Below are 21816 nucleotides of genomic sequence, written 5' to 3' on the forward strand. Positions count from 1 at the left end.
TTGATCTTACATAGCGGATCCGACTTATCCACAACGACAGTCGATCCTAATAAGAGATCACAATAAAACAGATCTCTAAATAAAAGATCTTCTTTTTAATACTCAGGATCCCGGAGTCTTTCTCGAAAGGCTAAAGTTGAGTAGAATCCACGGCCCGGGCTTCAATCCATTTTCAAACCGCTTTATGCGAGGCAGACCACCATGTTTTATCAGGATCCTTTTGACGTCATCATCATTGGCGGGGGTCATGCAGGCACTGAGGCCGCGATGGCAGCAGCGCGAATGGGTCAACAGACCCTGCTTTTGACACACAATATCGACACGCTGGGGCAGATGAGCTGCAACCCGGCGATTGGCGGCATTGGGAAGGGACACCTGGTAAAAGAAGTGGATGCGCTCGGCGGTTTGATGGCGACAGCGATCGATCACGCAGGCATTCAGTTTAGGATACTAAACGCCAGTAAAGGGCCGGCAGTTCGGGCGACCCGCGCTCAGGCGGACCGCGTGTTATATCGCCAGGCGGTACGCACCGCGTTGGAAAACCAGCCGAACTTGATGATCTTCCAACAGGCGGTTGAAGATCTGATTGTCGAAAACGATCGCGTTGTCGGCGCTGTGACCCAAATGGGTCTCAAGTTCCGCGCCAAAGCGGTCGTACTGACCGTTGGGACCTTCCTCGACGGCAAGATCCACATCGGTCTGGACAACTACAGCGGCGGTCGCGCTGGCGATCCGCCGTCGATCCCGCTGTCTCGTCGTTTGCGTGAGCTGCCGCTACGCGTTAGCCGACTGAAAACCGGCACCCCGCCGCGTATTGACGCGCGCACCATTGATTTCAGCGTGTTGGCGCAACAGCATGGTGACAACCCGATGCCGGTTTTCTCGTTTATGGGATCCGCGGATCAACATCCGCGTCAGGTACCGTGCTATATCACGCATACCAACGAGAAAACCCACGATGTGATCCGTAGTAACCTCGATCGCAGCCCAATGTACGCCGGGGTGATTGAAGGGATTGGTCCGCGTTATTGCCCGTCGATAGAAGACAAAGTCATGCGCTTTGCCGATCGCAACCAGCATCAGATCTTCCTTGAACCGGAAGGGCTGACCTCAAATGAAATTTATCCAAATGGTATCTCCACCAGCCTGCCGTTTGATGTGCAAATGCAAATCGTCCGCTCAATGCAGGGGATGGAAAACGCGAAGATTGTTCGTCCTGGCTACGCCATTGAGTACGATTTCTTCGATCCGCGCGACCTGAAACCGACACTGGAAAGCAAATATATCCAGGGTCTGTTCTTCGCAGGCCAGATCAATGGTACCACCGGCTATGAAGAAGCGGCTGCTCAAGGACTGTTGGCCGGTCTTAACGCCGCCCGCTTCTCGGCAGAAAAAGAAGGCTGGGCGCCGCGTCGCGATCAGGCCTACCTTGGCGTGCTGGTGGATGACCTGTGTACGCTCGGCACCAAAGAACCGTACCGCATGTTTACCTCCCGTGCGGAATATCGCCTGATGCTGCGTGAAGACAACGCCGATCTGCGCCTGACCGAACAGGGTCGCGAACTGGGTCTGGTGGACGACGAACGCTGGGCGCGTTTCAATGAGAAACTGGAAAGTATTGAGCGCGAACGTCAGCGCCTGAAAACCAGCTGGGTCAACCCGCTGGCGGAAAGCGCAGCCGAAGTGAATGCTCACCTGACCGCACCGTTGTCGCGTGAAGCCAGTGGCGAAGATCTGCTGCGTCGTCCGGAAATGACCTACGAACAGCTGGTACAGCTTTCTCCGTTCGCGCCGGGCCTGCAAGATCAGCAGGCGGCCGAGCAGGTTGAGATTCAGGTTAAGTACGAAGGCTATATCGCTCGCCAGCAGGACGAGATCGAAAAACAGCAGCGCAATGAGAACACTTTGCTGCCGGCGACGCTTGATTACCGCCAGGTATCTGGCTTATCCAACGAGGTTATTGCCAAGCTGAACGATCACAAGCCGTCGTCGATCGGTCAGGCATCACGCATTTCCGGTATCACCCCGGCGGCAATCTCCATTTTGCTGGTCTGGCTGAAAAAGCAGGGGATGCTGCGTCGCAGCGCCTGACAGCCCGCCTGAGAGCGTTAATTTGGCGGATGCAAATTCAGCGTTCGCCTTTATAATTCACAGCCCGGTAAGCGTTAGCGCCTCCGGGCTCATTATTTTTAGAAGGTACTCACCGTGCTCAACAAACTTTCTCGTCTGCTGGATGAAGCGGGTATTTCGCTCACCGATCACCAGAAAAATCAGCTGGTGGCTTATGTCGGGCTGCTGGATAAGTGGAACAAGGCCTATAACCTGACCTCCGTGCGCGACCCTAACGAGATGCTGGTTCGCCATATCCTCGATAGCATTATTGTGGCGCCGTATCTGCAGGGGGCGCGCTTTATTGATGTGGGCACAGGCCCGGGCCTGCCGGGCATCCCGCTGGCTATCGTGCGTCCCGAATCTCATTTCACCTTACTGGATAGTCTCGGCAAGCGTGTACGCTTCCTGCGCCAGGTTCAGCATGAATTAAAACTGGATAACGTCGCTCCGGTGCAGAGTCGCGTGGAAGAATTTCCTGCCGAGCCGCCCTTTGACGGCGTGATTAGCCGTGCCTTTGCCTCGCTGAACGATATGGTGAGCTGGTGTCACCACCTGCCGGCGCAAGATGGCCACTTTTACGCGTTGAAAGGTCTGGCGCAAGAAGATGAAATGGCTGACTTGCCAGAAGGTTATCAGGTTAGTGATGTGATTGAATTGCACGTTCCCCAGTTGGAAGGGGAGAGGCATTTGGTGGTCATTAAGCCAAAAGTCTTTTAATTTTTATCAAAAAATGTGGAAAAAATGTGGCCTGCGCATGTTACAAAAATAAAAGTTACCGATGGGTATTACCTGGCCACTTTTAACCTTGCTTTTACTGTGTCTTTGCGAACGTTTAACTTCAGCGTGGTGGTTCACCAGCAGAATAGTCAACGTTGAAAATATCAGTGTGCTAAAAATCAATGAACTGTCCGTTCATATTGATGTTAAATTTTTATTATAAATGTCAATAAAAGGTTTTTATTGTATGTGGTGTTGTTTTACAAAAAGTCCTCACTTTTTGTCTTGAATATCAAAAAGATGAAAACCTATTGATTATGTACAGAATTAATTCGATTCCGCCGAAAATGTTTATTATGTGATCTAATGCACGCTTTAATCGCCGTGATTTCTCATTATTTGCACTTCTGGTTGATCCCTCACAGATTGACGAAATGTATGAAAAGTTGCCGCTCAGAAAATAATTAAACATTTATTCACTATTTTGCTACTTAATGTTTGAATTCACGTGTTGTCACCGTATAATTTGTCCGCTTTTTGACGCTTGACTCTTTGTCTTAAAGAACGTTTTATACGACACGCGGCATACCTCGAAGGAAGCAGGAGTAAAAACGTGATGTCTATGTCGCTCGTGAGTCGAAACGTTGCTCGAAAGCTTCTGTTTATTCAGTTACTGGCAGTAATAGCAAGTGGACTGCTGTTCAGCCTCAAAGACCCCTTCTGGGGCATCTCCGCCGTATGCGGAGGTTTGGCGGTAGTGTTGCCAAACGCGTTGTTTATGATTTTTGCCTGGCGCCATCAGGCGCATACACCAGCACAAGGCCGGGTGGCCTGGACCTTCGCTTTCGGCGAGGCATTCAAGGTGTTGCTGACCTTCGCCCTTCTGGCGATGGCGCTGGCGGTTTTCAAGGTGGTATTTTTGCCGCTGATAGTGACGTGGGTTTTGGTGCTGGTGGTACAAATTCTGGCTCCAGCTGTAATTAACAACAAAGGGTAAAAGGCATCATGGCTTCAGAAAATATGACGCCGCAGGATTACATAGGACACCATCTGAACAACCTTCAGTTGGACCTGCGTACATTCTCGCTGGTGGATCCGCACAACCCCCCAGCCACCTTCTGGACGCTCAATATTGACTCCATGTTTTTCTCGGTGGTTCTCGGTCTGCTGTTCCTTGCCATGTTCCGTAGCGTTGCTAAGAGAGCGACCAGCGGCGTACCAGGGAAATTCCAAACCTTCATCGAAATGATCATCGGCTTCGTCCATGGCAGCGTCAAAGACATGTACCATGGCAAGAGCAAGGTCATCGCGCCGCTGGCGCTTACTGTGTTCGTCTGGGTCTTCCTGATGAACCTGATGGACCTGCTGCCAATCGACCTGATTCCTTACATCGGCGAACACATTTTCGGCCTGCCTGCACTGCGCGTGGTTCCGTCTGCTGACGTGAACATCACCCTGTCGATGGCGCTTGGCGTGTTCATCCTGATTATTTTCTACAGCATCAAAATGAAAGGCGTAGGTGGGTTCGTTAAAGAACTGACCATGCAGCCGTTCAATCACTGGGCGTTCATTCCTGTCAACTTAATCCTTGAAGGGGTAAGCCTGCTGTCCAAACCGGTCTCTCTCGGTCTGCGACTGTTCGGCAACATGTATGCCGGTGAGCTGATTTTCATTCTGATTGCTGGTCTGTTGCCGTGGTGGTCACAGTGGATTCTGAATGTGCCTTGGGCCATTTTCCACATCCTGATTATTACGCTGCAAGCCTTCATCTTCATGGTTCTGACGATTGTCTATCTGTCGATGGCATCCGAAGAGCATTGATTTTTACCAACACTACTACGTTTTAACTGAAACAAACTGGAGACTGTCATGGAAAACCTGAATATGGATCTGCTGTACATGGCTGCCGCTGTGATGATGGGTCTGGCGGCAATCGGTGCTGCGATCGGTATCGGCATCCTCGGAGGTAAATTCCTGGAAGGCGCAGCGCGTCAGCCGGATCTGATTCCTCTGCTGCGTACTCAGTTCTTTATCGTTATGGGTCTGGTGGATGCTATCCCGATGATCGCTGTAGGTCTGGGTCTGTACGTGATGTTTGCTGTCGCGTAGTAAGTTGTTCGAAAGAAACCTAAGCCACAGAGTTAATTAAAGAGGTATTGTGCTGTGAATATGAACGCAACAATCCTCGGCCAGGCCATCGCGTTTGTTATCTTTGTATGGTTCTGCATGAAGTACGTATGGCCGCCTTTAATGGCTGCCATCGAAAAGCGCCAGAAAGAAATTTCTGACGGTTTAGCTTCTGCAGAACGCGCTAAGAAAGATTTGGACCTTGCACAGGCCAACGCGACCGACCAGCTGAAAAAAGCGAAAGCGGAAGCCCAGGTAATCATCGAGCAAGCGAACAAGCGTCGTGCTCAGATTATGGACGAAGCCAAAGCTGAAGCAGAACAGGAACGCACTAAAATCGTCGCACAGGCGCAGGCTGAAATTGATGCCGAACGTAAACGTGCTCGCGAAGAACTGCGTAAGCAGGTTGCTATCCTGGCTGTTGCTGGCGCCGAGAAGATCATCGAACGTTCCGTGGATGAAGCTGCTAACAGCGACATCGTGGATAAACTTGTCGCTGAACTGTAAGGAGGGAGGGGCTGATGTCTGAATTTGTAACGGTAGCTCGCCCCTACGCCAAAGCAGCTTTTGACTTTGCCGTCGAACACAAAAGTGTTGAGCGCTGGCAGGATATGCTGGCGTTTGCCGCTGAAGTGACTAAAAACGAACAAATGGCAGAGCTTCTCTCCGGTGCCCTGGCGCCGGAAACGCTCTCAGAGGCGTTTATCGCTATCTGCGGCGAGCAACTCGACGAAAACGGTCAGAACCTGATTCGGGTAATGGCTGAAAATGGTCGTCTGAAGGTGCTCCCGGATGTTCTCGAACTGTTCATTCACCTGCGTGCGGCCAGTGAGGCTATCGCAGAGGTAGATGTTATTTCTGCCAACCAACTGAGTGAAGAGCAGCTTGTGAAGATCTCCGGCGCGATGGAAAAGCGTTTGTCACGCAAAGTTAAGCTGAATTGCAAAATCGATAAGTCTGTTATGGCAGGTATTATCATCCGTGCGGGTGATATGGTCATTGATGGTAGCGTACGCGGCCGTCTTGATCGCCTGGCAGACGTCTTGCAGTCTTAAGGGGACTGGAGCATGCAACTGAATTCCACCGAAATCAGCGAACTGATCAAGCAGCGCATTGCTCAGTTCAATGTTGTGAGTGAAGCTCACAACGAAGGTACTATTGTTTCTGTAAGTGACGGTGTTATCCGCATCCACGGCCTGGCCGATTGTATGCAGGGTGAGATGATTTCCCTGCCGGGTAACCGTTACGCTATCGCACTGAACCTGGAGCGCGACTCTGTAGGTGCAGTTGTGATGGGTCCGTACGCTGACCTCGCCGAAGGCATGAAGGTTAAGTGTACTGGCCGTATCCTGGAAGTTCCGGTCGGTCGTGGTCTGTTAGGCCGTGTGGTGAACACCCTGGGTGCGCCGATTGATGGTAAAGGTCCTGTTGAGCACGATGGCTTCTCGCCAATCGAAGTTATCGCTCCGGGCGTTATCGATCGTCAATCCGTAGACCAGCCGGTACAGACTGGTTACAAATCTGTTGATGCCATGATTCCAATCGGCCGTGGCCAGCGTGAGCTGATCATCGGTGACCGTCAGACCGGTAAAACCGCGATGGCAATCGATGCGATCATCAACCAACGTGATTCCGGCATCAAATGCGTATACGTGGCTATCGGCCAGAAAGCGTCCACCATTTCTAACGTGGTACGTAAACTGGAAGAGCACGGCGCACTGTCCAACACCATCGTGGTGGTTGCGACGGCTTCTGAATCCGCTGCACTGCAATACCTGGCGCCGTATGCCGGTTGCGCAATGGGCGAATACTTCCGCGACCGCGGTGAAGATGCGCTGATCGTTTACGATGACCTGTCTAAACAGGCTGTTGCTTACCGTCAGGTTTCCCTGCTGCTCCGTCGTCCACCAGGACGTGAAGCATTCCCGGGCGACGTGTTCTACCTCCACTCCCGTCTGCTGGAGCGCGCATCCCGCGTTAACGCGGAATACGTTGAGAAGTTCACCAATGGTGAAGTTAAAGGTAAAACCGGCTCCCTGACTGCACTGCCGATTATCGAGACGCAAGCTGGTGACGTTTCCGCATTCGTTCCGACTAACGTAATTTCTATTACCGATGGTCAGATCTTCCTGGAAACCAACCTGTTCAACTCCGGTATTCGTCCGGCGGTTAACCCGGGTATCTCCGTATCCCGTGTTGGTGGTGCTGCTCAGACCAAGATCATCAAGAAACTGTCCGGTGGTATCCGTACCGCTCTGGCACAGTATCGTGAACTGGCTGCGTTCTCTCAGTTCGCATCCGATCTTGACGAAGCGACTCGCAAGCAGCTGAGCCACGGTCAGAAAGTGACCGAACTGCTGAAACAGAAACAGTATGCCCCTATGTCTGTTGCACAGCAGGGTCTGGTACTGTTCGCTGCTGAACGCGGTTACCTCGAAGATGTGGAACTGGCGAAAATCGGTAGCTTCGAAGCCGCTCTGCTGGCTTACGTTGACCGTGACCACGCTCCGCTGATGCAAGAGATTAACCAGACCGGTGGCTATAACGACGAGATCGAAGGCAAGCTGAAAGGCATCCTCGACTCCTTCAAAGCAACCCAGTCCTGGTAAAGTCTGGCGGCTTGCCTTAGGGCAGGCCGCAAGGCATTGAGGAGAAGCTCATGGCCGGCGCAAAAGAGATACGTAGTAAGATCGCAAGCGTCCAGAACACGCAAAAGATCACCAAAGCGATGGAGATGGTCGCCGCCTCCAAAATGCGTAAAACGCAGGATCGCATGGCGGCCAGCCGTCCATATGCAGATACTATGCGCAAAGTGATTGGTCACCTTGCGAACGGTAATCTGGAATATAAGCACCCATACCTGGAAGAACGCGACGTTAAGCGCGTGGGCTACCTGGTGGTGTCGACCGACCGTGGTCTGTGCGGTGGCTTGAACATTAACCTGTTCAAAAAACTGCTGGCGGATATGAAAGCATGGTCCGATAAAGGCGTTCAGTGCGATCTCGCAATGATCGGCTCTAAAGGCGTGTCTTTCTTTAACTCCGTGGGCGGCAATATTGTGGCCCAGGTGACCGGTATGGGTGATAACCCGTCCCTGTCCGAACTGATCGGCCCGGTAAAAGTGATGTTGCAGGCCTACGATGAAGGCCGTCTGGACAAGCTTTACGTTGTCAGCAACAAATTTATTAACACCATGTCTCAGGCTCCGACCATCACTCAACTGCTGCCGTTACCGGCTTCAGAAGAGGGTGATCTGAAACGCAAATCCTGGGATTACCTGTATGAACCCGATCCGAAAGCGCTGCTGGATACCCTCCTGCGTCGTTATGTGGAATCTCAGGTTTATCAGGGCGTGGTAGAAAACCTGGCCAGCGAGCAGGCCGCCCGTATGGTGGCGATGAAAGCCGCGACCGATAATGGCGGCAGCCTGATTAAAGAGCTGCAGTTGGTATACAACAAAGCTCGTCAGGCCAGCATTACTCAGGAACTCACCGAGATCGTCTCGGGGGCCGCCGCGGTTTAACCAGGTTATTTCGTAGAGGATTTAAGATGGCTACTGGAAAGATTGTCCAGGTAATCGGCGCCGTGGTCGACGTCGAGTTCCCTCAGGATGCCGTACCACGCGTGTACGATGCCCTTGAGGTACAGAATGGTAATGAGAGCCTGGTGCTGGAAGTTCAGCAGCAGCTCGGCGGCGGCATTGTACGTGCTATCGCCATGGGTTCTTCTGACGGTCTGCGTCGTGGTCTGGAAGTTAAAGACCTCGAGCACCCGATCGAAGTCCCGGTAGGTAAAGCGACTCTGGGTCGTATCATGAACGTCCTGGGTCAGCCGATCGATATGAAAGGCGACATCGGTGAAGAAGAGCGTTGGGCTATCCACCGCGCGGCGCCTTCCTATGAAGAGCTGTCCAGCTCTCAGGAACTGCTGGAAACCGGCATCAAAGTTATCGACCTGATGTGTCCGTTCGCTAAGGGCGGTAAAGTCGGTCTGTTCGGCGGTGCGGGCGTGGGTAAAACCGTAAACATGATGGAGCTGATCCGTAACATCGCGATCGAGCACTCCGGTTACTCTGTGTTTGCAGGTGTTGGTGAGCGTACTCGTGAGGGTAACGACTTCTACCACGAAATGACCGACTCCAACGTTCTGGATAAAGTATCCCTGGTTTACGGCCAGATGAACGAGCCGCCGGGAAACCGTCTGCGCGTTGCGCTGACCGGCCTGACCATGGCTGAGAAATTCCGTGACGAAGGTCGTGACGTTCTGCTGTTCGTCGATAACATCTATCGTTACACCCTGGCCGGTACGGAAGTATCCGCACTGCTGGGCCGTATGCCTTCAGCGGTAGGTTATCAGCCGACTCTGGCGGAAGAGATGGGCGTTCTGCAGGAACGTATCACCTCCACCAAAACCGGTTCTATCACCTCCGTTCAGGCGGTATACGTACCTGCGGATGACTTGACTGACCCGTCTCCAGCAACCACCTTTGCGCACCTTGACGCAACCGTGGTACTGAGCCGTCAGATCGCGTCTCTGGGTATCTACCCGGCAGTTGACCCGCTGGATTCCACCAGCCGTCAGTTGGATCCGCTGGTTGTTGGTCAGGAACACTACGACACCGCGCGTGGCGTACAGTCCCTGCTGCAGCGTTATCAGGAACTGAAAGACATCATCGCCATCCTGGGTATGGATGAACTGTCTGAAGAAGACAAACTGGTGGTAGCGCGCGCTCGTAAGATCCAGCGCTTCCTGTCCCAGCCGTTCTTCGTAGCCGAAGTATTTACCGGTTCCCCGGGCAAATACGTTTCGCTGAAAGACACCATCCGTGGCTTTAAAGGCATCATGGAAGGCGAATACGATCACCTGCCGGAGCAGGCGTTCTACATGGTCGGTTCCATCGACGAAGCCGTGGAAAAAGCCAAAAAACTTTAACGCCTTAATCGGAGGGTGATATGGCAATGACTTACCACCTGGATGTCGTCAGCGCAGAGAAACAAATGTTCTCTGGCCTGGTCGAGAAAATCCAGGTAACGGGTAGCGAAGGTGAACTGGGTATTTTCCCGGGTCACGCGCCGCTGCTCACCGCCATTAAGCCTGGTATGATTCGCATCGTTAAACAGTTCGGTCACGAAGAGTTTATCTACCTGTCCGGCGGCATTCTTGAAGTGCAACCGGGCAACGTGATCGTTCTGGCCGATACGGCAATTCGCGGTCAGGACCTCGACGAAGCGCGAGCCCTGGAAGCGAAACGTAAAGCGGAAGAGCACATTAAGAGCTCTCACGGCGACGTGGATTACGCTCAGGCGTCCGCGGAACTGGCCAAAGCGATCGCTAAACTGCGCGTTATCGAATTGACCAAAAAAGCGATGTAACACCGGCTTGAAAGCTAAAAGCCAGTCTGGCGACAGACTGGCTTTTTTATTGCTGCTCGGCAACGGAAAACGGTTTAAAAAAGTACGACTCACTCTTAATTGTTATTGATTAGTTAAATGATGAAGCGTAGACTCATTTTTGTGATGTAAATCACAAAAAATAGCGTTATTGAATCGCACCTGCAATCTGGAAACCATCATGAAACTGATCCATAAAATCATCGCCAAATTTAGCGCCCTGAGCTTCTAATCATCGCGCTATCCACGCGACTTTCACGCAGTATCGCTCATCAAAACGACAACACATGCGATGTGAAACCGCGGTAAAAGGCCACCTGAGTGTGGCCTTTTTGCTTTTTATTCATCTCATTAATCACTTTCCGGCCCAAACTCATTGACCTTCCCCGCCTGCGGCAGGCTAAAATTCTGTCAGGTTGCAAACTTACCGTGTGCCGGTAAAAACGGCAAAATGTTGCTGCTTTATTCAGGTGGCAAAAAAACAGCAAAAGCAGTGAGATAGCTGACCGTTACCTTCTATATCATCGTTTTTCAGCGTTAAACTGTTTTGCGGTGGTTAAAAATAGCGCCCTAAAATGGTGTATTGCATTGAGCCTGGACGTTTTCTCCGCGTCTCGTTTCATGATGAAAAATATGTAGCAATTTCAACGTGAAAGGCTTTTACTTTTCGTTCTAACAGCTGTCAGGATGCGTATGTCAAACAGTGCGATGAGCGTGGTTATCCTTGCCGCAGGCAAAGGGACCCGCATGTATTCCGATCTTCCTAAAGTGCTGCATACTTTGGCTGGGAAGCCTATGGTGCAGCACGTCATTGATGCGGCTAAAGATTTAGGCGCTTGTGCCGTACACCTGGTGTATGGCCACGGCGGTGATCTACTGCGTCAAACACTGCATGAAGATAACCTGAAATGGGTGTTGCAGGCGGACCAGCTCGGCACCGGCCACGCGATGCAGCAGGCGGCACCGTTCTTCAATGATGATGAAGATGTCCTGATGCTCTACGGCGATGTCCCGCTTATCTCCGTCGAAACACTGCAACGCCTGCGTGCCGCAAAACCGCAGGGCGGCATTGGTCTGCTGACGGTGAAGTTGGATGATCCAACCGGTTATGGCCGTATCACGCGTGAGAACGGGCAGGTGACGGGGATCGTTGAGCACAAAGATGCCAGCGAGGCGCAGCGCCAGATTGAGGAAATCAATACCGGGATTCTGGTTGCTAACGGCGCGGACTTAAAACGTTGGCTGGCGAGGCTCACCAATAATAACGCCCAGGGCGAATACTACATCACCGATATTATCGCGATGGCGCATCAGGAAGGTCACGAGATCGTTGCGGTTCATCCTCAGCGTTTGAGCGAAGTTGAAGGGGTCAATAACCGCCTTCAGCTTGCGCGTCTGGAACGTGTTTATCAGTCGGAGCAGGCGGAAAAACTGTTGTTAGCAGGCGTGATGCTGCGCGATCCGGCGCGCTTCGATCTGCGCGGCGTGTTGAAACATGGCCGCGATGTCGAAATTGATACTAACGTTATTCTGCAAGGGAACGTCGTACTGGGCGATCGCGTGAAGATCGGTGCTGGCTGCGTGATCAAAAACAGCACCATTGGCGATGATTGTGAAATCAGTCCTTATAGCGTGGTTGAAGATGCACAACTGCAGGCGGCCTGCACTATCGGCCCATTCGCGCGTCTGCGACCGGGCGCTGAACTGTTGGAAGGCGCTCACGTCGGCAACTTCGTTGAAATGAAAAAAGCGCGTCTGGGCAAAGGCTCGAAGGCCGGGCACCTCTCCTATCTCGGCGACGCGGAAATTGGCGACAATGTGAATATCGGCGCTGGCACCATCACCTGTAACTATGATGGCGCAAACAAGCATAAAACAATTATTGGCGATGACGTTTTTGTCGGCTCGGACACCCAGCTGGTGGCGCCGGTTAGCGTCGGTAATGGGGTGACGATTGCCGCAGGCACTACCGTCACACGTAATATCGCCGATAATGAACTGGTGTTAAGTCGTGTGCCGCAGGTCCATAAACAGGGCTGGCAGCGTCCGGTGAAAAAGAAGTAATTTTTTGATTGTCGCCGGGGGATAAATCGCCCGGCGAATCAGGATGAGAGGATCAATATAGGTCCCCGTCCGCAGGCAGTACCATAAAAATAACCCCACTCTCTACAAGGCTCGGGGCGCCCGTAACGCGGGCAAATACAGGTCAGCGACAACGCATGGCATATCGCCATTATCAGGAAATTTAACTATGTGTGGAATTGTTGGCGCAGTTGCGCAGCGTGACATTGCTGAAATCCTTCTCGAAGGTTTACGTCGTCTGGAATACCGTGGTTATGACTCAGCCGGTCTGGCAGTGGTCGACAACGAAGGTCATATGACCCGCGTTCGTCGCCTTGGTAAAGTTCAGATGCTGGCTCAGGCGGTGGAAGAACAACCGCTGCATGGCGGTACCGGGATTGCCCATACCCGCTGGGCGACGCACGGCGAGCCGTCTGAAAGCAACGCGCACCCGCATGTTTCTGAACATATTGCGGTGGTCCATAACGGGATCATCGAAAACCACGAGCCGCTGCGCGCTCTGCTGCAGTCTCGCGGCTATGTCTTCGTTTCTGAGACCGATACCGAAGTGATTGCGCACCTGGTGCACTGGGAACTGGAACAGGGTGGTACTCTGCGTGAAGCTGTCCTACGCGCTATCCCGCAACTGCGCGGCGCCTACGGTACGGTGATCATGGATACCCGCGATCCGGGTACCCTGCTGGCGGCGCGCTCCGGTAGCCCGCTGGTGATTGGTCTGGGAATGGGCGAAAACTTTATCGCCTCCGATCAGCTGGCGCTGCTGCCGGTGACTCGTCGCTTTATCTTCCTCGAAGAAGGCGATATCGCTGAAATCACCCGTCGTTCGGTCGTGATCTTCGATAAATCAGGCGCGGAAGTGAACCGCCCGGATATCGAATCCAATCTGCAGTATGACGCTGGCGATAAAGGCATTTACCGCCACTATATGCAGAAAGAGATCTACGAGCAGCCGAATGCGATTAAGAACACCCTGACCGGGCGCATCAGCCATGGCGAAGTCGATCTCAGCGAGCTGGGACCGAACGCCAACGCACTGCTGTCGCAGGTTGAGCATATCCAGATTGTTGCCTGCGGTACGTCGTATAACTCCGGTATGGTCTCCCGCTACTGGTTCGAAGCGTTAGCCGGTGTACCATGCGATGTCGAAATCGCTTCGGAATTCCGCTATCGCAAATCAGCGGTACGTCGTAACAGCCTGATGATCACCCTCTCCCAGTCTGGCGAGACGGCGGATACTCTGGCTGCGCTGCGCCTGTCTAAAGAGCTGGGCTATCTCGGCTCGTTGGCGATTTGCAACGTACCCGGTTCTTCGCTGGTGCGTGAGTCTGACCTGTCGCTGATGACCAAAGCCGGTACCGAAATTGGTGTGGCATCAACGAAAGCCTTTACCACTCAACTGACCGTGCTGTTGATGCTGGTGGCAAAACTGGCGCGTCTGAAAGGCCAGGATACCGCTATCGAACAGGATATCGTACATGGTCTGCAGGCGCTGCCGAGCCGTATCGAACAGATGCTGTCGCAGGATAAGCGTATTGAGCAACTGGCGGAACGTTTCTCTGACAAGCATCATGCGTTGTTCCTTGGACGCGGCGATCAGTACCCGATCGCGCTGGAAGGGGCGCTGAAGCTGAAAGAGATCTCCTACATTCACGCTGAAGCTTATGCGGCAGGCGAGCTGAAACATGGCCCGCTGGCGCTGATTGATGCCGAAATGCCGGTGATTGTGGTGGCGCCGAACAATGAGCTGTTGGAAAAACTGAAATCCAACATCGAAGAAGTTCGCGCCCGTGGCGGCGAGCTGTACGTCTTCGCCGATGGCGATGCTGGCTTCAGCGGCAGCGATAATATGCACATCATCGAGATGCCGCATGTTGAAGAGGTGATTGCGCCGATCTTCTACACCGTACCCCTACAGCTGCTGTCTTACCACGTCGCGCTGATCAAAGGCACCGACGTCGACCAGCCGCGTAACCTGGCGAAGTCAGTAACCGTAGAGTAATCAGGCTGTTCGGATTGACACTCTTTTGAGTGCTGATATGGATCCGGTATCTCTGTAAAGGGATATCGGATTTTTTTATTTTTGCGGCCTATTTCAGAAAGCCAGTTATTAATTTATGACTTTTTCGTTGGATGGGTAATACACCGCCATCGCGTAATCAGATAACTCATGCAGTAGTAACAAAAATTAACCGCAGGCGTATTTATTATTGGTGCAGGGGCTACTGCTGCAACGGCTGGAGCATCCAGCGCATTTGCTATATTGGGATATGCAGGTGCGGTGGCAGCAACCGCGCAATGTATCTGTCATATGACCAAAGAACAAAAATATAACGCTTTGATATTGTTATTTTTATTTTGTTTTTTCTCACTCACTTTTGGTTTGTCATAAAACTGTCATAGTTCGTACATTTTACTGTCACCTCTTTGTCCTATTTTGCTCACCATAGCTTCGAAACAATGGTTTACGAATCCCAGCAGGAGACATTATGAACGTTATGCGTACCACCGTCGCAACAGTTGTCGCCGCGACCTTATCGATGAGCGCTTTCTCTGCATTCGCAGCGGCAAGCCTGACTGGCGCAGGTGGTACTTTCCCTGCGCCGGTGTATGCCAAATGGGCTGATACCTATCAGAAAGAAACGGGTAATAAAGTTAACTACCAGGGTATTGGTTCTTCCGGCGGCGTTAAGCAGATTATCGCTAACACCGTTGATTTTGGCGCTTCTGATGCTCCGCTGTCTGATGACAAACTGGCTCAGGAAGGCCTGTTCCAGTTCCCGACCATTATCGGCGGTGTCGTACTGGCGGTTAACCTGCCGGGCATTAAATCTGGCGAGCTGGTGCTGGATGGTAAAACCCTGGGCGATATCTACCTGGGTAAAATCAAAAAATGGGATGACGAAGCGATCGCTAAACTCAACCCAGGTCTGAAGCTGCCGGCACAGAATATCGCAGTAGTGCGCCGCGCGGATGGTTCCGGTACCTCTTTCGTCTTCACCAGCTACCTGGCGAAAGTTAACGAAGAGTGGAAATCGAAGATCGGCGCAGGCTCAACCGTCAACTGGCCGACAGGTCTGGGCGGTAAAGGTAACGACGGTGTTGCGGCCTTTGTTCAGCGTCTGCCGGGCTCTATCGGTTATGTTGAATACGCTTACGCTAAGCAGAACAACCTGGCTTACACCAAGCTGCTGTCTGCTGACGGCAAGCCGGTAAGCCCGACTGAAGACAACTTCGCTAATGCGGCGAAGGGTATCGACTGGAGCAAATCCTTTGCTCAGGATCTGACTAACCAGAAAGGTGAGAATGCCTGGCCGATCACTTCGACCACCTTCATCCTGGTTCACAAGGCTTCCAACAAGCCGGAACAGATCGCTGAAGTGCTGAAGTTCTTCGACTGGGCATACAAAAACGGCGGCAAAGAAGCCAATGCGCTGGATTACGCCAGCCTGCCGGATAGCGTGGTTGAGCAGGTTCGCGCTGCATGGAAAACCAACGTGAAAGACAGCAGCGGTAAAGCGCTGTACTAATACCCGCGTATCGAGCCGCCGGCTACGTCCTGCAGCTCGAATTATTTAGGGTATAGCATTACCTTTGCCCATAAGGTCAGTAAAATGCTGGCCTTTTGGGCCCGAACTTAAAGAGTAATCTATGGCTGCAACCAAGCCGGCATTCAACCCTCCGGGGAAAAAGGGTGACATGATTTTCAGCGCGCTGGTCAGACTGGCTGCGCTGATTGTGCTATTGATGCTGGGTGGCATCATTGTTTCCCTTATCATCTCTTCATGGCCAAGTATTCAGAAATTTGGCTTTTCCTTCTTGTGGACCAAAGAGTGGGATGCGCCGAACGAAATTTTCGGGGCACTGGTACCGATTTACGGGACCCTGGTTACCTCAATTATTGCGCTACTGATCGCCGTTCCGGTTAGCTTCGGTATCGCTCTGTTCCTGACTGAGCTCTCCCCTGCCTGGCTGAAACGTCCGCTGGGGATTGCCGTTGAGCTGCTGGCGGCTATCCCGAGTATCGTTTACGGCATGTGGGGTCTGTTTATTTTCGCCCCGCTGTTTGCGACTTACTTCCAGGAACCGGTCGGCAATATTCTTTCGACGATCCCGTTTGTCGGCGCGCTCTTTTCCGGCCCGGCGTTTGGTATCGGTCTTCTGGCAGCCGGGGTTATCCTGGCCATCATGATCATTCCTTATATCGCCGCCGTTATGCGCGACGTCTTCGAGCAGACGCCGGTGATGATGAAAGAATCCGCTTATGGTATCGGCTGCACTACGTGGGAGGTGATCTGGCGCATCGTGTTGCCATTCACCAAAAACGGGGTGATCGGTGGTGTTATGCTCGGTCTGGGGCGTGCGCTGGGTGAAACCATGGCGGTGACCTTTATCATCGGCAACACCTACCAGCTCGACAGCGCTTCGTTGTATATGCCGGGCAACAGCATCACCTCCGCGTTGGCTAACGAGTTCGCGGAAGCGGAAAGCGGGCTGCACGTGGCGGCGCTGATGGAACTGGGTCTGATCCTGTTCGTGATTACCTTTATTGTTCTGGCGGCGTCTAAATTGATGATTATGCGTCTCGCGAAGAACGAGGGGGCGCGCTAATGGCGACGATCGAATTGCAAACTACCGCTGAGCTGGCGGAATCCCGCCGTAAAATGCAGGCTAAACGTCGCCTGAAGAACCGCATTGCGCTAACCATGTCGATGGCGACTATGGCGTTTGGTTTGTTCTGGCTTATCTGGATCCTGATGTCGACCGTAACTCGCGGTATCGACGGCATGAGCCTGGCGCTGTTTACTGAAATGACGCCGCCGCCAAATACCGCGGGCGGCGGTCTGGCGAACGCCCTGGCGGGCAGCGGCTTGCTGATCCTGTGGGCGACCGTCTTCGGTACGCCGCTTGGCATCATGGCGGGGATTTATCTGGCGGAGTACGGCCGTAAGTCGGCGCTGGCGGAAATTATCCGTTTTATCAACGACATTTTGCTTTCTGCACCGTCTATCGTTGTCGGCCTGTTCGTTTACACCATCGTGGTCGCGCAGATGCAGCACTTCTCTGGCTGGGCGGGCGTTATCGCGCTGGCGTTGCTGCAGGTGCCTATCGTTATCCGTACCACCGAAAACATGCTGAAGCTGGTGCCGGATAGCCTGCGTGAAGCGGCCTATGCGTTGGGGACGCCGAAATGGAAGATGATTTCCGCGATCACCCTTAAAGCATCGGTATCCGGCATTATGACCGGTATCCTTCTGGCTATCGCCCGTATCGCCGGGGAGACGGCGCCGCTGCTGTTTACCGCGCTCTCCAACCAGTTCTGGAGCACCGATATGATGCAGCCGATCGCCAACCTGCCGGTGACCATTTTTAAATTTGCCATGAGTCCGTTCGCGGAATGGCAGCAACTGGCATGGGCCGGGGTATTGATTATCACCCTGTGCGTCTTGCTGCTGAATATTCTGGCGCGCGTTGTCTTCGCGAAGAAAAAACACAGTTAATTTTTGCGGCGCTGCCTAAGCGGCGCCGAACGAGGAAGAGATTGAGATGAGTATGGTGAACGCGACTCCGGGTAAAATTTCAGTTCGTGACCTGAACTTCTACTACGGCAAATTCCATGCCCTGAAGAACATCAACCTGGATATTGCTAAAAACCAGGTGACGGCGTTTATCGGCCCGTCAGGCTGCGGTAAATCCACCCTGCTGCGTACGTTCAACAAGATGTTTGAACTGTACCCGGAGCAGCGCGCGGAAGGCGAAATCCTGCTGGATGGCGACAATATTCTCACCAATACCCAGGATATCGCGCTGCTGCGCGCGAAAGTGGGGATGGTATTCCAGAAGCCGACGCCGTTCCCGATGTCCATCTATGACAACATCGCCTTCGGCGTGCGTCTGTTTGAGAAATTGTCTCGTGCCGATATGGACGAGCGCGTGCAATGGGCGTTGACCAAAGCCGCATTATGGAATGAAACCAAAGATAAACTGCACCAGAGCGGGTATTCTCTCTCCGGTGGTCAGCAGCAGCGTCTGTGTATCGCCCGTGGTATCGCGATTCGCCCGGAAGTGCTGCTGCTCGATGAACCTTGCTCAGCGCTGGACCCGATCTCTACCGGGCGCATTGAAGAGCTTATCACCGAACTGAAGCAGGATTACACCGTCGTTATCGTTACCCACAACATGCAGCAGGCTGCGCGTTGTTCCGACCATACGGCATTTATGTATCTTGGCGAGCTGATTGAATTCAGCAACACGGACGATCTGTTTACCAAGCCCGCGAAGAAACAAACTGAAGATTATATTACTGGCCGCTACGGTTGATTGCCCATCTGCTTTCAGGTTTTAACCCGTTGGGCAATCAGGAGACATCATGGATAACCTAAATCTTAATAAACATATTTCCGGCCAGTTCAACGCCGAACTGGAGTATATCCGCACCCAGGTGATGACCATGGGTGGGCTGGTGGAGCAGCAGCTTTCTGATGCGATCACCGCGATGCACAATCAGGATAGCGACCTGGCGAAGCGCGTCATCGATGGCGACAAGCAGGTCAATATGATGGAAGTAGCGATCGATGAAGCCTGCGTGCGCATCATCGCTAAACGCCAGCCAACCGCCAGCGACCTACGCCTGGTGATGGCAATCATCAAAACTATCGCTGAGCTGGAACGTATCGGCGACGTGGCGGATAAAATCTGTCGCACCGCGCTGGAGAAGTTTTCGCAGCAGCACCAGCCTCTGCTGGTCAGCCTGGAGTCTCTCGGTCGCCATACCGTACAGATGCTGCATGATGTACTGGATGCGTTTGCGCGTATGGATCTCGACGAAGCGGTACGTATCTACCGCGAAGATAAGAAAGTCGACCAGGAATATGAAGGTATCGTGCGTCAGTTGATGACCTACATGATGGAAGACTCGCGTACTATCCCAAGCGTACTGACCGCGCTGTTCTGCGCGCGCTCAATCGAGCGTATCGGCGACCGTTGCCAGAATATCTGTGAATATATTTTCTACTTCGTCAAAGGTCAGGACTTCCGTCACGTTGGCGGTGACGAGCTGGATAAGCTGCTTGCGGGTAAAGACCCGAAAGAGTAATCACGGCGACTCCCTGGCCGGATTACGTTTGCCGGGGCTACAGGATCGTTCGACACTGTAGCCTGGCCGAGCGTAGCGACGCCGGGAGCTTAACGAGTTATATCCCACCCGCGCGCTTTCCATAATGCTGGCAGTTCAGCCAAATCGGTAAAGGTCGTCACTTTTGGATGATCGATCGGTTGGTTGTGCGGATCGGCGCAGAAGTAAAACACTTCCATACCGGCGGCGATCCCTGACTGGGCGCCAGCGCTGGAGTCATCTACCAGGATACAGTTTTCAGCACTCACCTGCATGGCTTCTGCCGCATGGAACATCAGGGCCGGGTCTGGCTTCCAGCGCTGGATATCATAGCCGCTGTACAGGCGATCGGGAAAATGGTGCAGCATTTGGGTTCTGCCCAGCGAGTGCTGCATTTTGCTAACCGGGCCATTAGAGACCACGCACATCGGGATTTTAACCGCGTCCAGCAGCGCCTCAGCCCCGGAAATCACCTCCAGCTCGCTATCGAACAGACGAGCGACTTCGGCGCGGTAAACCGGCTCCAGGGCCTCTTTCTGCAGATTAACGCCGTATTCGGCATTGATGGTGTCGATGATTTCGTACAGCTTAACGCCTTTGAAGCGTTTAAAAATCTCCGCCAGATCCAGAGTAATGCCAAATTCCTTGAACATGTGAACGTAGGCGCGTGAGCAAATCACTTCGCTGTCGACCAGCGTGCCGTCACAATCGAAAAATACTGCTTGTGGTTGGGTCATACTATTTCCAATTTAACAAGTTTAACGTTTTCGTAATGCTGAATGGCGCGACGCAATCGTTGCCGTATAAGCAAAATAAATGAAAAAAATTACCATACAACCGCGCCGGGTGCCGCAATTTGGTATAGGATAGCGTCGAATTTTCCCTCCTTTACGTTCGGAAACCGATAATGAGTCAACAACAAACCAGCCAGTCTTCTGGCCAGGGTCTGCTGGAGCGCGTATTTAAACTGCGCGAGCACGGCACTACGGTGCGCACTGAAGCGATCGCCGGTTTCACCACGTTTCTGACGATGGTCTACATCGTCTTCGTGAACCCACAAATTCTTGGCGTGGCGGGTATGGATACCAGCGCTGTCTTTGTGACCACCTGTCTGATTGCGGCCTTTGGCAGCATCCTGATGGGGCTGTTCGCGAACCTGCCGGTCGCGCTGGCGCCGGCGATGGGTCTGAACGCCTTCTTCGCTTTTGTCGTGGTTCAGGCGATGGGACTGCCGTGGCAGGTTGGGATGGGGGCGATTTTCTGGGGCGCCGTCGGCCTGCTGCTGCTGACTCTCTTCCGCGTGCGCTACTGGATGATCGCGAATATTCCGGTGAGCCTGCGCGTGGGTATCACCAGCGGTATTGGCCTGTTTATCGGCATGATGGGCCTGAAGAATGCCGGCGTTATCGTCGCCAACCAGGATACGCTGGTCAGCATCGGCAACCTGACCTCCCACAGCGTGCTGCTGGGCGTGCTCGGATTCTTTATTATCGCTATCCTGGCATCGCGTAATATTCATGCCGCTGTGCTGGTCTCCATCGTGGTCACTACGCTGCTGGGGTGGATGCTGGGCGATGTACACTACACCGGTATCGTCTCCGCGCCGCCAGGCGTGACCTCTGTTGTGGGTCAGGTTGATTTGGCCGGATCGCTGAACCTCGGTCTGGCGGGCGTGATCTTCTCGTTCATGCTGGTTAACCTGTTCGACTCCTCTGGTACGCTGATTGGCGTCACCGATAAAGCCGGATTGGCAGATGCGCAGGGTAAATTCCCGCGCATGAAGCAAGCGCTGTTCGTTGATAGCGTGTCGTCCGTCGCTGGCTCCTTCATTGGCACCTCTTCGGTCACGGCTTATATCGAGTCGTCTTCTGGCGTGTCCGTTGGCGGACGTACCGGTCTGACCGCCGTTGTCGTCGGTATCTTGTTCCTGTTGGTCATCTTCCTGTCGCCGTTGGCGGGGATGGTTCCGGCCTATGCCGCCGCAGGGGCGCTGATTTACGTTGGCGTGCTGATGACCTCAAGCCTGGCACGCGTGAAGTGGGATGACCTGACGGAAGCGGTTCCGGCGTTTATTACCGCAGTGATGATGCCATTTAGCTTCTCGATCACCGAAGGTATCGCCTTAGGCTTTATCTCCTACTGCGTGATGAAGATAGGTACCGGCCGCCTGCGCGACCTCAGCCCTTGCGTGATTATCGTCTCGCTGTTGTTCGTGCTGAAAATCGTCTTTATCGATGCGCATTAATTGCCGCGCATGATGAACAAGCCCGGCATCGC

General features: G+C 53.1%; 20 protein-coding genes. 19 read left to right on the top strand and 1 reads right to left on the bottom strand.

From position 1 onward, the window contains the following. Window positions 1–201: 201 nt before the first annotated feature. From mnmG to phoU, 18 genes are all read left to right on the top strand, one after another. The gene (mnmG, locus tag PYR66_23315; protein ID WEF28135.1) at window positions 202–2091 is read left to right on the top strand and encodes a tRNA uridine-5-carboxymethylaminomethyl(34) synthesis enzyme MnmG; all 1890 of its coding nucleotides are present in this window, start codon (window positions 202–204) and stop codon (window positions 2089–2091) included. Window positions 2092–2205: 114 nt separating this feature from the next. Beyond that, window positions 2206–2829 (top strand): 16S rRNA (guanine(527)-N(7))-methyltransferase RsmG, encoded by a 624-nt coding sequence (gene rsmG / locus PYR66_23320; protein ID WEF28136.1) that lies wholly within the window; start codon window positions 2206–2208, stop codon window positions 2827–2829. 616 nt (window positions 2830–3445) lie between these two features. Next, window positions 3446–3826 carry a F0F1 ATP synthase subunit I gene (gene atpI, locus PYR66_23325; protein WEF28137.1) on the top strand — a complete coding sequence of 127 codons (381 nt, stop codon included), beginning with the start codon at window positions 3446–3448 and terminating at the stop codon, window positions 3824–3826. A gap of 8 nt (window positions 3827–3834) precedes the next feature. Then, on the top strand, window positions 3835–4650 hold the full coding sequence (atpB, locus tag PYR66_23330) for a F0F1 ATP synthase subunit A (protein WEF28138.1): 816 nt from the start codon (window positions 3835–3837) through the stop codon (window positions 4648–4650). 48 nt (window positions 4651–4698) lie between these two features. After that, window positions 4699–4938: a F0F1 ATP synthase subunit C gene (atpE, locus tag PYR66_23335; protein ID WEF28139.1), complete on the top strand. Its 240-nt coding sequence runs from the start codon at window positions 4699–4701 to the stop codon at window positions 4936–4938. A gap of 54 nt (window positions 4939–4992) precedes the next feature. Further along, window positions 4993–5463, top strand: coding sequence for a F0F1 ATP synthase subunit B (gene atpF, locus PYR66_23340; protein ID WEF28140.1), 471 nt, complete (start codon window positions 4993–4995; stop codon window positions 5461–5463). 14 nt (window positions 5464–5477) lie between these two features. After that, window positions 5478–6011, top strand: a complete 534-nt coding sequence (gene atpH, locus PYR66_23345) for a F0F1 ATP synthase subunit delta (protein WEF28141.1) — start codon at window positions 5478–5480, stop codon at window positions 6009–6011. 12 nt (window positions 6012–6023) lie between these two features. Beyond that, entirely contained in the window at window positions 6024–7565 is a 1542-nt protein-coding gene (gene atpA, locus PYR66_23350) for a F0F1 ATP synthase subunit alpha (protein WEF28142.1), read from the top strand. Window positions 7566–7615: 50 nt separating this feature from the next. Then, window positions 7616–8479 (top strand): F0F1 ATP synthase subunit gamma, encoded by an 864-nt coding sequence (gene atpG, locus PYR66_23355; protein ID WEF28143.1) that lies wholly within the window; start codon window positions 7616–7618, stop codon window positions 8477–8479. 26 nt (window positions 8480–8505) lie between these two features. Continuing rightward, window positions 8506–9888, top strand: coding sequence for a F0F1 ATP synthase subunit beta (gene atpD, locus PYR66_23360; GenBank protein WEF28144.1), 1383 nt, complete (start codon window positions 8506–8508; stop codon window positions 9886–9888). Between the two features lie 20 nt (window positions 9889–9908). Beyond that, complete coding sequence (locus PYR66_23365) at window positions 9909–10328, top strand: F0F1 ATP synthase subunit epsilon (protein WEF28145.1); 420 nt, start codon at window positions 9909–9911, stop codon at window positions 10326–10328. 711 nt (window positions 10329–11039) lie between these two features. Then, a complete protein-coding gene (gene glmU, locus PYR66_23370; protein ID WEF28146.1) occupies window positions 11040–12410 on the top strand; it encodes a bifunctional UDP-N-acetylglucosamine diphosphorylase/glucosamine-1-phosphate N-acetyltransferase GlmU in 1371 nt (456 codons plus the stop codon). A gap of 187 nt (window positions 12411–12597) precedes the next feature. Beyond that, complete coding sequence (gene glmS, locus PYR66_23375) at window positions 12598–14427, top strand: glutamine--fructose-6-phosphate transaminase (isomerizing) (protein ID WEF28147.1); 1830 nt, start codon at window positions 12598–12600, stop codon at window positions 14425–14427. A 487-nt stretch (window positions 14428–14914) separates the two neighbouring features. Then, window positions 14915–15955, top strand: coding sequence for a phosphate ABC transporter substrate-binding protein PstS (pstS, locus tag PYR66_23380; protein WEF28148.1), 1041 nt, complete (start codon window positions 14915–14917; stop codon window positions 15953–15955). Window positions 15956–16076: 121 nt separating this feature from the next. Continuing rightward, entirely contained in the window at window positions 16077–17036 is a 960-nt protein-coding gene (gene pstC, locus PYR66_23385) for a phosphate ABC transporter permease PstC (GenBank protein WEF28149.1), read from the top strand. Beyond that, the gene (gene pstA, locus PYR66_23390; protein WEF28150.1) at window positions 17036–17926 is read left to right on the top strand and encodes a phosphate ABC transporter permease PstA; all 891 of its coding nucleotides are present in this window, start codon (window positions 17036–17038) and stop codon (window positions 17924–17926) included. The genes pstC and pstA overlap by 1 nt, the downstream gene beginning before the upstream one ends. Window positions 17927–17972: 46 nt before the next feature. Beyond that, a complete protein-coding gene (gene pstB, locus PYR66_23395; GenBank protein ID WEF28151.1) occupies window positions 17973–18746 on the top strand; it encodes a phosphate ABC transporter ATP-binding protein PstB in 774 nt (257 codons plus the stop codon). A gap of 49 nt (window positions 18747–18795) precedes the next feature. Beyond that, window positions 18796–19521, top strand: coding sequence for a phosphate signaling complex protein PhoU (gene phoU / locus PYR66_23400; GenBank protein WEF28152.1), 726 nt, complete (start codon window positions 18796–18798; stop codon window positions 19519–19521). An 89-nt stretch (window positions 19522–19610) separates the two neighbouring features. Here phoU and yieH read toward each other — a convergent pair whose 3' ends face one another. Continuing rightward, window positions 19611–20276 carry a 6-phosphogluconate phosphatase gene (gene yieH / locus PYR66_23405; protein WEF28153.1) on the bottom strand — a complete coding sequence of 222 codons (666 nt, stop codon included), beginning with the start codon at window positions 20274–20276 and terminating at the stop codon, window positions 19611–19613. A gap of 170 nt (window positions 20277–20446) precedes the next feature. On the opposite strand from yieH, the gene PYR66_23410 reads away from it, so the two are divergent. Next, on the top strand, window positions 20447–21784 hold the full coding sequence (locus tag PYR66_23410; GenBank protein WEF28154.1) for an NCS2 family permease: 1338 nt from the start codon (window positions 20447–20449) through the stop codon (window positions 21782–21784). Window positions 21785–21816: the final 32 nt, after the last annotated feature.

It is taken from the genome of Klebsiella aerogenes (assembly GCA_029027985.1).
Lineage (GTDB): Bacteria > Pseudomonadota > Gammaproteobacteria > Enterobacterales > Enterobacteriaceae > Klebsiella > Klebsiella aerogenes_A.

Bases quoted from the DNA above. Each gene is read 5' to 3' on its own strand.
- mnmG (WEF28135.1), top strand. From the start codon at position 202: ATGTTTTATCAGGATCCTTTTGACGTCATCATCATTGGCGGGGGTCAT.
- atpI (WEF28137.1), top strand. From the start codon at position 3,446: ATGTCTATGTCGCTCGTGAGTCGAAACGTTGCTCGAAAGCTTCTGTTT.
- atpB (WEF28138.1), top strand. From the start codon at position 3,835: ATGGCTTCAGAAAATATGACGCCGCAGGATTACATAGGACACCATCTG.
- atpE (WEF28139.1), top strand. From the start codon at position 4,699: ATGGAAAACCTGAATATGGATCTGCTGTACATGGCTGCCGCTGTGATG.
- atpH (WEF28141.1), top strand. From the start codon at position 5,478: ATGTCTGAATTTGTAACGGTAGCTCGCCCCTACGCCAAAGCAGCTTTT.
- atpA (WEF28142.1), top strand. From the start codon at position 6,024: ATGCAACTGAATTCCACCGAAATCAGCGAACTGATCAAGCAGCGCATT.
- atpG (WEF28143.1), top strand. From the start codon at position 7,616: ATGGCCGGCGCAAAAGAGATACGTAGTAAGATCGCAAGCGTCCAGAAC.
- atpD (WEF28144.1), top strand. From the start codon at position 8,506: ATGGCTACTGGAAAGATTGTCCAGGTAATCGGCGCCGTGGTCGACGTC.
- PYR66_23365 (WEF28145.1), top strand. From the start codon at position 9,909: ATGGCAATGACTTACCACCTGGATGTCGTCAGCGCAGAGAAACAAATG.
- glmU (WEF28146.1), top strand. From the start codon at position 11,040: ATGTCAAACAGTGCGATGAGCGTGGTTATCCTTGCCGCAGGCAAAGGG.
- glmS (WEF28147.1), top strand. From the start codon at position 12,598: ATGTGTGGAATTGTTGGCGCAGTTGCGCAGCGTGACATTGCTGAAATC.
- pstS (WEF28148.1), top strand. From the start codon at position 14,915: ATGAACGTTATGCGTACCACCGTCGCAACAGTTGTCGCCGCGACCTTA.
- pstC (WEF28149.1), top strand. From the start codon at position 16,077: ATGGCTGCAACCAAGCCGGCATTCAACCCTCCGGGGAAAAAGGGTGAC.
- pstA (WEF28150.1), top strand. From the start codon at position 17,036: ATGGCGACGATCGAATTGCAAACTACCGCTGAGCTGGCGGAATCCCGC.
- pstB (WEF28151.1), top strand. From the start codon at position 17,973: ATGAGTATGGTGAACGCGACTCCGGGTAAAATTTCAGTTCGTGACCTG.
- phoU (WEF28152.1), top strand. From the start codon at position 18,796: ATGGATAACCTAAATCTTAATAAACATATTTCCGGCCAGTTCAACGCC.
- yieH (WEF28153.1), bottom strand. From the start codon at position 20,276: ATGACCCAACCACAAGCAGTATTTTTCGATTGTGACGGCACGCTGGTC.
- PYR66_23410 (WEF28154.1), top strand. From the start codon at position 20,447: ATGAGTCAACAACAAACCAGCCAGTCTTCTGGCCAGGGTCTGCTGGAG.